The sequence below is a fragment of the Paenibacillus sp. Y951 genome, assembly GCF_056786395.1.
This window is the reverse complement of the sequence record NZ_JBXCIY010000021.1, coordinates 1-14,004: the sequence shown is the minus strand read 5'-3', so window position 1 is coordinate 14,004 and position 14,004 is coordinate 1. Positions and strand designations below refer to the sequence as shown.

Genomic DNA, 14,004 nt, shown 5'->3' with positions numbered 1-14,004 from the left:
CACTCCCTTAAAAGTTAACTCCTGTAAATAAATTAACACGAGTTAACTTTTAAATCAATAGTTTTTTATTATTGAGTTTCCTCAATCCAAGTAATGCGCTCTGCTTTTGAATTAGATAACTCCTGCTCAGCAGCGCGATGGTCCACATCAAGTGTGTTCACTACCATTCTTACGTTATGAATTGCTTCTAATACTTGATCTTGAGCAGCTTTAATTCGACCTTGTACGAGCCAGTCAGTAATTAAACCATCGAACCAATAGTCGGCCATTTTGAGTGTTCCACTTATATCGATCTGGATGTCCGTCGACCTATGCAAATCTGCAAGTTCTTTATGAAAATGTCGTAGCTGGCGATTGGCATTATGGATAGAGGTTCTCGCATCATCGATATGTCCGTGCTTAATATGAGTACTGATCAACCCTCCGTTTGCCCACATATCCCAATTTCCCCAATTTTCCGCTTTTCCCAGTTGCTCCGAGGCATAAGTTAACGAGGAAATGACACCTCTCCCTGCTGATAGTGCTTCTCCAATCTCCTTAACTAACCAGCTTTTTTCTGAAATTTCGGCTTCCATCTCTTCCAGTTCATGAGCTATATCCGGTGAATTACGGAGCTCCACTTCCTTCTTCAACATGAGCTGATTATAATCAAAGTGAGCTGTGGAAAGCTCTGCAAGTTGATGACCAACCTCAAGTAAATCCTCCTTAAGTTCTTTGAGACTTTGCTTTGCTTCCTGAAGCTTAAGTGTTGCTATCAGTTCCTGCTGACGTTCCAGTTCAAGCTGCTCTTCCTTGCTTCGCAAAATCGTATGGAACAAATTAATTAGCGACATACTCGTCAGCTTCTCAACATCCTCCTGCTCCAGTTGCAGTTTAACTTCTAGCTTTACAACGAGTGCTTCCTGCTCTCTCATACACTTTAGTAAATCTTCCCTATTCCGTTCAACTTTGGACAACTCATGCATACGCTCTTTTAATACCGTAAACTGCTCAAAATCTAACTCAGACATTTTAACGCCTCCTTCTAAGATCAATTTCGGATTGGATCACCGTTCTTTTAATCTACCATTCAATTTCAATCGTATTCAATAAAGAATTCTGCGAAACATTGATGTATTCAAGTTGCTTCATACTATTAAGAAAATCAGGTCTCTGATTCATCATACACATTTCTAAGTTCAAGATTCGCAAATGCCTTAGCTTTTCTAGTTCGAGCGGTAGTTCATCGATCGAGGAGTATTGAATCGTAAGCTGCTCCAGTTGCTCCAGATCTCCAATCTCTGGTGGAATACGATTTAGGCTGATCTCTTCCTTTGGCTTGACCCGAAATCCGGGAGTCGGGCGATCTGAACTCGCACATTGAATAGATAGCTCTCTCAGGCAGTTCTGTCAACCAATGTCCACTTATATACAACTTATCGGTTTGATGCTTAATCGCATCATCTAGCAGGCGATCAAGATCACGATGAGCCTCTAATTCCAAGAAAAGCCCCGTAATTCGATTCATCAGTTCGATTGCTTCTCCCTCTGTTACTTCGATAGCATACAAATGTTCATACACAATCGAGTAATGATAGTCTCCGCCATCTTCTTACAGAAAACATAGATCTTCCGGCAGGTTTGGATAAATCCATTCCGATTAAGGATATAATTGTATCATTTGAATCAAATAATAAGAGAGTCTCTGATTGAAGGTCTTTTATAATTTTAATGATTCTTCGTCTGTTGTCATTTCAATTAATGCTCTAGCATAACCTGACCCTTCTACTGCATCAAGTTCATCGATTGCATCATCTTTCCCATACATAACAAACTCTAATACAGCAGTTGCGATCTCCTTTTGTACTCCTTGAATATTCTCTGCTAGATCAACTTTCTTCATATCAACATCGATATTTTTTTTATAATTATCAGTTAAAGTAAATAATAAAATAATACTAATACTGCTGAAAATCCTAGCCACATTTTCTTAGATGTCGTTAATCTCACGCTGATACTCCTTTACGTAATCATTCATAAAAAACTCCCCTTTACCGTGTTAATAACACAAATAAAGGAGAGCTTATTTTCACGTCCAATAGTTGCAGGGGAATGGCAACTATGACCTCAATTGACGCACGAAATCTCTTGCTATACAGACCTTACTTGTTAATCAGATTGGAAGTTTGCAGTAGTCTTTGTATAATTATTGCTACTTCTGCTCTAGTAATGTTAGCTTTAGGTGCTAGCAAGTTATTATTTCTGCCTGAAATAATACCTGTGATTACGCTGTCTGCAACGCCATCAAGCGCCCAATCAGATACAGTGCTTGCATCAGAAAATGTACGAATTACATCAATTTGGGATTGATTTGTTGCACTTTCCTTTAGCCCTGTAATTATCATCGCTTTAGATATAATCAACATAGCTTGCTCACGTGTAATTGTATCATTCGGACGGAAAGTTCCATCTTCAAATCCATTAATTAGACCATATTCATATGCAGTCTGAACTGCACTGCGGTACCAAGCTGTTGTACCTATGTCTGTGAATAAACTATTTTCTTGCGACAAACTCATTCCTAGCCCCCGAACAATAATCGCTGCGAACTCAGCTCGAGTAACATTCTGATCAGGATAATACATCCCATTTCCTATTCCGTTGACGACCATCCTAGATCCCATATTATTGACTGCCGCTTTTGCCCAGTGATTCTCTACATCAATAAATTGTAGCGGATTCCAGACAACAGAGTAAGTACTATTGGTCAAGCTGTAAATGACAGCATAATATCTGTCACCAACTTTAGTAATTTGAGTCGGTACATGTCTAACTGAGCCATCTAGTTCGACAACTACACCCGTTGTTATTTGGTTCGGATCGGTTCCTTCTGGAATAGCTATCGTACTCTTAACATAGGCGTTGAATCGCAATATCTCTACTGTACGCCCGTCATACTCCACACTAACCTTGAAGTTAAGTGTCGGAGCTACTTGGGTTAACCCTTCTCGATTAACTGCAGCTTCGACAATTTGCAATATGTTCTTGAGCGGCTCAGCAATTTCGATTTTTATTTTCACATCCTCTAACGCCACATTTGCTCCAAGCTGAGAAGAAATTGCTGTTATATCGATTTGTTCTGCTGGTATCGTGTATGAAGCATTGTTCGTTTGTAGAACTATAATCGCTTGCTGCTCTTCCCATTTTTTAATGATACGCCCATTAATTTCAGCAATAACGACATTACTATCTGCAGTAATAGGAATTGTAATGACTGCTTGCTCACCTTCGTCTTCGAACCGTTGCATCAGCTTTTGTTCATCTACTGCAACTGTAACCACTTTTTGTCCGTTTATTTCAGAAATCGTTGCAGTACCTGCGTCCACAACCTTTCCGTTAACTAATACATGAACTGCATTTCCTGAAGGCTCAGGTATGTCGACATTATTAAACACTGCTTTTACCGTAACTGTAATCGTTTCCTCGTCCGTCAAAAGACCATCACTCACTTTTACCGTGAACGTATAATCTTTCGAACCTTGATTTGCTGATGGTTTCCAAGTAAATTCACCTGTTTGACTATCTATTACAGCACCTTCTGGTGCATCAACTAAGCTGTAGATTAAAGTGTTGGCTGGGTCATCCTCATCCGTTGCAATCGTGGTAAATCTTAATTGACTTCCTTTATTCACACTCTTGTTCCCTATCGCTTGCAGTACAGGTGCCACATTCACTTCATTAATCGTAACCGTAATTTCCTCGCTGTCACTAAGCACTCCATCGCTAACAACGACTTCAAAGGTATAGCTTCCGGGACCTTCCGCTTCCGTTGGTGTCCATGTAAACACAGCTGTTGTTGGGTTAATGCTTGCTCCTGTTGGTGCATCAACTAGGCTATACGTCAACGTGTTCGCTGGCAGGTCAACATCCGTTGCCGTTGCTGTAAACGTAAGCAGCGTTTCTTCATCTACCGTTTTGTCTCCAATTGCAGCTAGTACTGGTGCAGTGTTCACTTCGTTGACCGTAACCGTGATTTCCTCTTCATCACTTAGCGCGCCATCACTTACGACAACTTTAAGTGTAAAACTACCGGGACCTTGTGCTTCCGTTGGCGTCCATGTAAATACACCTGTTGTAGCGTTAATGCCTGCTCCTATTGGCGCATCAACTAGGCTATACGTCAGCGTATTCGCTGGCAGATCTGCATCTGTTGCAGACGCTGTAAACGTTAATTCGCTTCCTTCGTCTACCGCTTTGTCGCTGATTGTTGCAAGCACTGGCGCTACATTCACTTCGTTAATCGTAACTGTAATTTCTTCTTCATCTGTTAATGCTCCATCACTTACACGAACTGTAAACGTATAGCTAGACGGGCCTTGGGCTTCCGTTGGCGTCCATGTGAATCCCCCTGTCGTAACGGTGATACTTGCTCCCATCGGTGCGTCTATTAAGCTATAAGTCAATATTGCCGAGTCCGGGTCTGTAGCTGTTGCCGTAAAGGTTAGCTGACTTCCTTCATCTATCGTCTTGTCGCCAATTACTGCAAGCACTGGCGCTGCGTTCACTTCATTGACCGTAACCGTAATTTCCTCTTCATCTGTTAATGCTCCATCAGTTACGGAAATCGTAAACGTATAGTTTCCGGGGCCTTGCGCTTCCGTTGGTGTCCATGTGAACACACCTGTTGTAGCGTTGATGCTTGCTCCTGTCGGTGCATCAACTAAGCTATACGCCAGCGTATTCGCTGGCAGGTCTGTATCTGTTGCCGTTGCTGTAAACGTAAGTAGCGTTTCTTCATCTACCGTTATGTCTCCAATTGCAGCTAGTACTGGTGCAGTGTTCACTTCGTGAACCGTAACCGTGATTTCCTCTTCATCTGTTAATGCTCCATCACTTACGACTACTTTAATTGTAAAGCTATCTGGACCCTGCGCTTCCGTTGGCGTCCATGTGAATACACCCGTCGTAGCGTTAATACTTGCTCCTATTGGCGCATCAGCTAGGCTATACGTCAGCGTATTCGCTGGCAGATCTGCATCTGTTGCAGATGCTGTAAACGTTAATTCGCTTCCTTCGTCTACCGCTTTGTCGCTGATTGTTGCAAGCACTGGCGCTACATTCACTTCGTTAACCGTAACCGTGATTTCTTCTTCATCAGTTAATACTCCATCACTTACACGTACTGTAAACGTATAGCTAGACGGACCTTGTACTTCCGTTGGCGTCCATGTGAATGCCCCTGTCGTAACGTTGATACTTGCTCCCATCGGTGCGTCTATTATGCTATAAGTCAAGATAGTCGAGTCCGGGTCTGTAGCTGTTGCCGTAAAGGTTAGTTGACTTCCTTCATCTATCGTCTTGTCGCCAATTGTTGCAAGCACTGGCGCTACGTTCACTTCATTGACCGTAACCGTAATTTCCTCTTCATCTGTTAATGCTCCATCAGTTACGGAAATCGTAAACGTATAGTTTCCGGGACCTTGCGCTTCCGTTGGTGTCCATGTGAACACACCTGTTGTAGCGTTGATGCTTGCCCCTGTCGGTGCATCAACTAAACTGTACGTCAGTATATTTGCTGGCAGATCTGTATCAGTTCCTACTGCCGTAAACGTGAGTAGCGTTTCTTCATCTACCGTTTTGTCTCCAATCGTTGCAAGTACGGGTGCCACGTTCACCTCGTTGACCGTAACTGTAATTTCCTCTTCATCAGTTAATGCCCCATCACTTACAATAACTTTAAATGTGAAGCTTCCGGGACCCTGCGCTTCCGTTGGTGTCCATGTAAACACCCCTGTCGTAGCGTTGATGCCTGCTCCTGTTGGCGCATCAACTAGGCTATACGTCAGCGTATTTGCTGGCAGGTCTGTATCTGTTGCAGACGCTGTAAACGTTAATTCGCTTCCTTCATCTACCGCTTTGTCGCCAACTGCTGCAAGCACTGGCGCTACATTCACTTCATTCACCGTAACCGTAATTTCTTCTTCATCAGTTAATACTCCATCACTTACGTGAACCGTAAACGTATAGCTAGACGGGCCTTGGGCTTCCGATGGCGTCCATGTGAATACTCCAGTCGCTGAGTTTATACTTGCTCCCGTCGGTGTGTCTATTAAGCTGTACGTCAAGATAACCGAGTCCGGGTCTGTAGCTGTTGCCGTAAAGGTTAGCTGACTTCCTTCATCTATCGTCTTGTCGCCAATTGCTGCAAGCACTGGCGCTGCGTTCACTTCATTGACCCTAACCGTAATTTCCTCTTCATCTGTTAATGCTCCATCAGTTACGGAAATCGTAAACGTATAGTTTCCGGGACCTTGCGCTTCCGTTGGTGTCCATGTAAACACACCTGTCGTTGGGTTAATGCTTGCACCTGGCGGCGCTCCTTGTAGGCTATACGTCAGCGTATTCGCTGGCATGTCAACATCCGTTGCCGTTGCTGTAAACGTAAGCAGCGTTTCTTCATCTACCGTTTTGTCTCCAATCGCTGCAAGTACGGGTGCAGTGTTGACCTCGTTGACCGTAACCGTGATTTCCTCTTCATCACTTAGCGCGCCATCACTTACGACAACTTTAAGTACAAAGCTTCCGGGACCTTGCGCTTCCGTTGGGGTCCATGTGAACACACCTGTCGTAGCGTTGATGCCTGCTCCTGTTGGCGCATCAACCAGGCTATACGTCAGCGTATTCGCTGGCAGGTCTGTATCTGTTGCCGTTGCTGTAAACGTTAACGGACTGTCTTCATTAACCGACTTGTTGCCTATTGGAACTAACACTGGTGCTATATTCACTTCATTCACCGTAATCGTAATTTCTTCTTCATCTGTTAAAGTTCCATCACTTACGTGAACCGTAAACGTATAGCTAGACGGACCTTGCGCTTCACTTGGTATCCATGTGAATACACCCGTCGTAGCATTGATGCTTGCTCCTGTCGGAGCGTCAACTAAGCTGTACGTCAAGATAGCCGAATCTGCATCTGTCGCTTTTGCCGTAAAGGCTAGCTCACTTCCTTCGTTCACCGTCTTATTACCGATGGCACCAAGTATTGGGGCTGCATTAGTCTCGTTAACCGTAATGGTAATTTGCTCGCTGTCAATTAGTATTCCATCACTTACGCGGACCGTAAACGGATAGCTTCCTGGACCCTGCGCTTCCGTTGGTGTCCATGTAAACACACCTGTTTCTGGATGAATGCTCGCACCTGTCGGTGCTCCTACTAGGCTGTACGTTAGTGTATTCGCTGGAAAATCTGTATCTGTTCCCACCGCAGTAAACATGAGCAGCGTTTCTTCATCTACCGTTTTGTCTCCAATCGCAGCAAGTATTGGTGCTACGTTCACTTCATTTACTGTAACCGTGATTTGTTCTTCATCAGTTAGTGCCCCATCGCTCACACGAACGTTGATCGTATAGCTTCCGGGACCCTGCGCTTCCGTTGGGGTCCACGTGAACACACCTGTCGTAGCGTTGATGCTGGCTCCTGTCAGTGCACCAACTAAGCTATACGTCAACGTATTCGCTGGCAAATCTGCATCTGTTCCCACTGCCGTAAACGTTAACTGACTTCCTTCATTAACCGTCTTATTTCCTATTGGAACTAACACTGGTGCAACGTTCACTTCATTCACTGTAACCGTAATAGTTTCATCATCCGTCATCGTTCCGTCGCTTACTCGCACTACAAACAGATACGTACCCGGACCTTGTGCTTCACTTGGTATCCATTTGAATACTCCCGTCGTAGCATTGATGCTTGCTCCTGTCGGAGCGTCAACTAAGCTGTACGTCAAGATAGCCGAATCTGCATCTGTCGCTTTTGCCGTAAAGGCTAGCTCACTTCCTTCGTTCACCGTCTTATTACCGATGGCACCAAGTATTGGGGCTGCATTAGTCTCGTTAACCGTAATGGTAATTTGCTCGCTGTCAATTAGTATTCCATCACTTACGCGGACCGTAAACGGATAGCTTCCTGGACCCTGCGCTTCCGTTGGTGTCCATGTAAACACACCTGTTATTGGATTAATGCTCGCTCCTGACGGCGCTCCTACTAGGCTGTACGTCAACGTATTCGCTGGCAGATCTGCATCTGTTGCTGTTGCTGTAAAGGTAAGTAGTGTTTCTTCATCTACCGTTTTGTTTCCTATTGCAGCAAGTACTGGTGCCTCATTTACCTCATTGACCGTAACTATGATTTCCTCTTCATCTGTTAATGCTCCATCACTTACGATTACTTTAATTATAAAGCTATCTGGTCCCTGCTCTTCCGTTGGCGTCCATCTGAATACACCCGTCGTAGAGTTAATACTTGCTCCTGTCGGAGCGTTACCCAAACTGTACGTTAATGTATCTCCCTCCGCATCTGATGCTGTTGCTGTAAAAGTTAGCAAGTTTTTTTTGTTTACCGACTTATTGCCAATTCCACTCAAAACAGGCGCTGTATTCACTGGAGAAGCAGCATAATTAATTTCAAGTCTTGGATCATTAATGTATGCATCTAATTGTGAAGTCGTAGATATTAATAACGAAATAGTGCCATCCGCACCAACATTGCTAGAAGTTACTAAGCTGCTTACATTTACTCGGTAAGAAAGCGATCCATTTTCCGGATTGCTCACCGGCTCACTAGAGAATATATTAGGCTTTATAGAATAGATCGACTTTTCCGGAATTACTAATGCTGGCATTTGTGTATCTGTCTGAGGCCAACTATCAACAGCAACAGCAATTTTTAAATCTGTAATATTTATATCCCATTCTGCTTCGTCTCCATCAAAAGTTAAAAATGCAGAGTCTATTGAACGAGAGCTATCAATATCACTAAACTTAAAAGTAGATTCTGAGTAGTTATTAATAGTATCTCCTGCAATATAGCCGTGTTGCAATAATGTTCCATCAAGAGTATTTCTTCCATCTATCGGAATTTTCACTTCAAGAGCAGCAGCTATACGTGGTGGAAATACTGGAAATAAAGAAATAATGAGAACAAACGTCAAAAAAATATTAATACTAACTTTCTTCTGCATAACTTAACGACACCCCCAACTACTATAATTAAAATACAGCACGAAAACTGCCTTAAAGATCATACCTTAAGGCAGTTTCCAAAAATTACTGCTTCGGCGGATATACACCTTGCAATGCAATAATAAAGCTCAGTGTCGTATATGGTTGCATATTGTTATGAGCAGCATTTCCTCCAAAAGGATTGAGAGTATGTGCATTCATCGAAACATTAGGAGTGGCTGCATAGGGCTTATTTGCAGTTGTATCACTCTCACTTCCCCAAACTTTATTACTAGGATCGCTTTGAGATGCTGCAGTTGCGCTAGACCCATTCGGCACATGCGTATGATTTGGAATTTGGTCAATTGTCAGTGTCTGGGTGCTGGAGCCTACCGAAGCAGCTATATTCCTAGGTGTAAGCCCTGGCCCAACTCCCTGCCCCATTGGCGCCATTCCTTGTAAATCAGGTAAAGCGAATGTTGTCATTCCATCTCCACCATAGCTATTCCCGATAATGCTGTATAAAGCTGAGCTTTGTTGAATATTCATAATCTGTCCATTACATAACTCCCAACCAACTGGTGCGTAATTTCCAGAAAACAATCTTATTTCTCCTATATATGGATCCATGACTACACCTCCTAATTTCTTGACGGATAAATGCCTTGCAGCGCAATACAAAATGAAACAGTTGTGTAAGGCTGCATATTATTGTGAGCTTGACTCGCCCCTGTTGTTCCAATTGCTGATACATTCAACGTAGTATTAGCGTTAGCTGCATATATTGGACGTGTCGTAGCTGTAACTGCCCATGTATTACCATCTGGTTTAGAATTATCTGCATTTTCTGAGCTCCCTAGAGCCTGATGTGTATGCTGAGGCATTTCATTAATCGTCAATGTATGAGCTGCTTCTCCCCCAGCTGCCGCAATTGGATAAGAGTTTGACATGTGAATAGGAGTACGTCCCTGTAAATTAGGCAAGGCAAAGTTTACACTGCCATCTCCACCATATCTGTTACCTAAAATAGCATACAACACTTGATTGCTATTAATTTGCAATAACTGACCATTGCATAATGCCCAGCCTTGTGGAACAATACCAAAAGCAAACGTTCTTATTTCTCCAACAAACGGTTCTGCCATATAAAACCCTCCTCTATAGAAACATTCTTCATCACGATATGAAATGCTGAACTTCCCTTACCCTTGTGAAGGGAAGATACCTTCTAGCGCAATAATAAAACTAATGACTTTACTTGGCATGATATTATCGTGCGGCTGATTGCCTCCAACGCTCGAAACTGCTGCTGGTGACATCGTAACGTTAGGTGCTGTAGTCTGATAATTCGTTATCCCTGTACTAACTCCCCAGAATTGTCCTGCGGGTGAATTGCTTGTTGAATCCGCAGCAACGTTGTTCGCATTGGCAGTGTGCGTATGCGCAGGCAAGTTTGACTGTAGCAATGTTACTTGTTCAGTACCTGCCATTTGTCCAAGCGGATTACTTGATGAGGTATGTATTGGAATACGCCCTCTCATATCTGGAAGCCCAAATGTGCTAGCCCCATCACCACCATACGTTGTTCCTATTAGTACATACAATACTTCATTCTCACTGATGCTGAGCAACGTTCCATCACAAAAATGCCAGCCTTGTGGTGCATAATTACCTGAAAACATCCGAATTTCTCCTACATATTGATCACTCATCAAATTTCCCCTTTTCTTATAAAATTCACTTTTAGAATTGTAAAATAAATTGTATTAAAGACATGTTGACTCTTGACGTAATTACAAGTACTACTAACTAATTTACTCAGTGAATTACAAAACCTGTCCCCTAATTATATTCACTAAGACAACGTCAATCCTGAAGGAACATACTGAATTATTAAAGACTTTTTTGAATCTTATTCATAAAAAAAGCTATGAGCACGCAGTGCTAGCTATGTTAGGTAGAAATGAAGTCGTATAGTTGGTTAAATTCGTAAGCTATGAATAGGGAGGAAAAATCAACATACTTGGGAGGTCATTTGGTAGGTATCCATCTTAACGTATCTGACTTACGTATGAATATTGAACTTCAATTACTCATGGAGTGGGATAATCTTTCAAGATGCTACGTTAACTCTCTGACACCAATCTAGTAACCATATCGGTATATACAGTATGTTAGTTACATCTCCCTTGAATTTATCCATTTATTTCTATTATAAACATAACTTATTAAGCATTACAATCTCAAATTCCCTATTAACTTAAAGTTAACAAAATCCACAATTGACGTTCATAGAAGTTTCTCCATTCCAATTACTAGTAGCACTTTCTTGTCAATTCGCAAAAAAGCTAGGAGAAATTCTGCAATTATTACATTTCAATGAATCATATTATTAATTAATTTTGCTACTTGGCTGTTGCCTGGCTCCTCGCGATAGTAGCTTCACCTTACTAACAAAAAAAGATTGACAAAAAATTCTAATGACTATACATTAAATATATCAAATTGATATATCGAGTTGATATATTGAGAAAGGGAATTATATGATTGAATTTGTCACACTAGGTATGCTTTTACAGGGGAAGATGAGTGGCTACGACATTAAAAAAATAACCGAGCAAACGGTAGGTATCTTTTACAAAATGAGTTATGGTAGTCTGTATCCGGCTCTAAAGCGTCTTGTAAATAGCACCTTCGTTACCGAGGAGGAAACCAATGACAGCAAAAACAAAAAGATTTACAGTATTACTGAGCTTGGCCAAGTCCATTTTATGCAATGGCTTCGTGAGCCCCTGCGTTCCAACAAACGGGAATATCTAATAAAAATATTTTTTTATGACTATCTCGATGAACCAACAAGAAAAACAAATTTATTAGCCTATCAACAAAATGTCGCACAACATATTGCACAAATAGAGGCAGTGCAGACCATTGTATCTAAGGAACTTGAACAGCTAGAAGATAAAAGCCAATATTATAATCGTGTTTCTGTCATGCACTATGGCTTGCATTTTTACAATATGGAAAATGAATGGTTAAAAAAAATAATTGAAAAAGAGGAGCTTTAAAATGAATTACTCTAACAGCTTTAGCGTCAAAAAGCCTTTATTAACCATTGTTTTGATCGAGCTTATGCTCATTATTTTTGTAGCTGGAGGTAGCGCCTATGTATCAATAGCTGAACTAACCCATCCGCTCGCTCCTTTTTTCGGCTTCATTCCAATTGCTTTATTTTTATTCATTTACCTTACAATTAAAAAACAATGGAACCGATATTATTTCAATAGCCTCTCCAAACTATCAAAACGACAATGGATTGAGTACATTCCTTTACTTCTTATCTTAATTGTATTGATAATCGGTAATAACGGATTTCAATCGGCACCGTTCTCCTTCTTCGCTTACATGTTACTATCTCAGATTTTTTTGGTTGGCTTTGTAGAGGAAACTTTATTTCGTGGAATCATGTTACGGATTCTCATGCCAAGAGGAAAAACTCTTGCTATAGTTGGCTCCAGTGTTTTATTTGGAATCACCCATGCTTTACAGGCTCTTAGTGGTCAATCCTTAGAAGATACAATATTACAAATCGGATATGCGTTTATTCTAGGTTTTGTGTTGGCTATTCTGGTCGTCAGAAATGGCTCCATTATGCTAACTATCCTGTTCCATGGATTACATAATTTCCTTAATTTCACTGGTAATACATCGAGCACTAATCTATATACTTACCTTGTTCTCGCTATACTCCTCTTGCAATTACTTTGGCTATTTATTTCAACTAAAAATAATTCATCCTTTCCTAATGATGCCAATATAGAAAATAGCTATTGAAAGAAAGCATCGGTACAAGTGACATCATACTTTTATCGATACTTTATTATGGCTCAACCTCATAATAAGTGCTTGACTGTTTAAATTTGTATACGTAAGCGGACATCAGGTACGTTATGGGCATGATTGATTTTTTTTAGATAGCTTTCTCTGGCCCCTTGGTACTCGTGTATATAACAAAGCCCAAATTAGCCTTAATGTGCGCTGGATCGGGCTACTGAGGCGTTCGCTGCTCAGCCTAGTATATCCCAAACCCATAGTGGACTCACAGGACCTTATTTCTGCGTTCTCCGCTCATTTCGAGTTTACGCGGACTCACAGGACCTTAATCACTCGTTTGCTAGTAAATGTTCAGTATTAAACGAACAATAGGGTCCTGTGAGTCCTCTTACATCCTAAAGTGTTGGTTTTTAGCTAATTAGCGTCCTGTGAGTCCGCTCGTTTGTGCTTCATTCCCTCTTGATTACCATCCGTATGTCTATTCATATTTCGTCAAGCGCTGGTTTTGGTTTTGAGCCTTTATTATTTAACTAAATAATTTTAGTTATAAAAAACTCTCTTTCATTTGGTTAATTAACACAAATAATAGAGAGTTTTTTCAATTTAATTCCACGCTATTTATTCCCACTCAATCGTGGAAGGCGGTTTTGAAGTAATGTCATATATAATACGGTTAACGTTATCTACTTCATTAACGATACGAACAGAGATCTTCTCTAAGATATCCCAAGGGATACGTGCCCAGTCTGCTGTCATACCATCGATAGATGTTACTGCACGGATACCAACTGTGTAAGAGTACGTACGAGCGTCGCCCATTACACCTACTGATTTCATGTTAGGTAGCGCAGTGAAGTATTGCCAAATTTCGCGGTCAAGTCCTGCTTTGGCAATTTCGTCACGAAGAATCGCATCAGATTCACGAACGATTTTCAGCTTGTCCTCTGTTACTTCGCCAAGTACACGAATCGCAAGACCTGGACCTGGGAAAGGTTGACGCCATACGATTTCCGCAGGCAATCCGCATTCTTCGCCGACTTTACGTACTTCGTCCTTGAATAATGCGCTTAATGGTTCAACTAGCTCAAATTTAATATCATCAGGAAGACCACCAACGTTATGGTGAGATTTGATTGTTTGTGCAGTTGCAGTACCACTTTCTACGATATCTGTGTAAAGCGTACCTTGTGC

Annotated in this window: 10 protein-coding genes; 2 read left to right on the top strand and 8 right to left on the bottom strand. The window is 41.6% G+C overall.

The window, feature by feature from the left end; genetic code table 11:
• Window positions 1–68: 68 nt before the first annotated feature.
• The 7 genes from AC1TPB_RS21205 to AC1TPB_RS21175 all read right to left on the bottom strand — a co-directional run bounded on the left by AC1TPB_RS21205 (window position 69) and on the right by AC1TPB_RS21175 (window position 10,691).
• Window positions 69–1,010, bottom strand: coding sequence for a hypothetical protein (locus AC1TPB_RS21205; protein ID WP_482078335.1), 942 nt, complete (start codon window positions 1,008–1,010; stop codon window positions 69–71).
• A gap of 212 nt (window positions 1,011–1,222) precedes the next feature.
• Window positions 1,223–1,561, bottom strand: coding sequence for a hypothetical protein (locus AC1TPB_RS21200; protein WP_482078334.1), 339 nt, complete (start codon window positions 1,559–1,561; stop codon window positions 1,223–1,225).
• 138 nt (window positions 1,562–1,699) lie between these two features.
• Entirely contained in the window at window positions 1,700–1,963 is a 264-nt protein-coding gene (locus AC1TPB_RS21195; protein ID WP_482078333.1) for a hypothetical protein, read from the bottom strand.
• A 178-nt stretch (window positions 1,964–2,141) separates the two neighbouring features.
• Window positions 2,142–8,999 carry a putative Ig domain-containing protein gene (locus AC1TPB_RS21190; protein WP_482078332.1) on the bottom strand — a complete coding sequence of 2,286 codons (6,858 nt, stop codon included), beginning with the start codon at window positions 8,997–8,999 and terminating at the stop codon, window positions 2,142–2,144.
• An 85-nt stretch (window positions 9,000–9,084) separates the two neighbouring features.
• Window positions 9,085–9,609, bottom strand: a complete 525-nt coding sequence (locus tag AC1TPB_RS21185) for a phage tail protein (protein ID WP_482078331.1) — start codon at window positions 9,607–9,609, stop codon at window positions 9,085–9,087.
• 11 nt (window positions 9,610–9,620) lie between these two features.
• Window positions 9,621–10,124, bottom strand: a complete 504-nt coding sequence (locus AC1TPB_RS21180; protein WP_482078330.1) for a phage tail protein — start codon at window positions 10,122–10,124, stop codon at window positions 9,621–9,623.
• A gap of 57 nt (window positions 10,125–10,181) precedes the next feature.
• A complete protein-coding gene (locus tag AC1TPB_RS21175) occupies window positions 10,182–10,691 on the bottom strand; it encodes a phage tail protein (protein ID WP_482078329.1) in 510 nt (169 codons plus the stop codon).
• Window positions 10,692–11,522: 831 nt separating this feature from the next.
• On the opposite strand from AC1TPB_RS21175, the gene AC1TPB_RS21170 reads away from it, so the two are divergent.
• Complete coding sequence (locus AC1TPB_RS21170) at window positions 11,523–12,047, top strand: helix-turn-helix transcriptional regulator (protein WP_482078328.1); 525 nt, start codon at window positions 11,523–11,525, stop codon at window positions 12,045–12,047.
• 1 nt (window position 12,048) lies between these two features.
• Window positions 12,049–12,813 carry a CPBP family intramembrane glutamic endopeptidase gene (locus AC1TPB_RS21165; protein ID WP_482078327.1) on the top strand — a complete coding sequence of 255 codons (765 nt, stop codon included), beginning with the start codon at window positions 12,049–12,051 and terminating at the stop codon, window positions 12,811–12,813.
• Between the two features lie 618 nt (window positions 12,814–13,431).
• Here the strand turns inward: AC1TPB_RS21165 and AC1TPB_RS21160 are convergent.
• Window positions 13,432–14,004: GMP synthase (glutamine-hydrolyzing) (locus AC1TPB_RS21160; RefSeq protein ID WP_482078326.1), on the bottom strand; the 573-nt coding region annotated here is incomplete at its 5' end.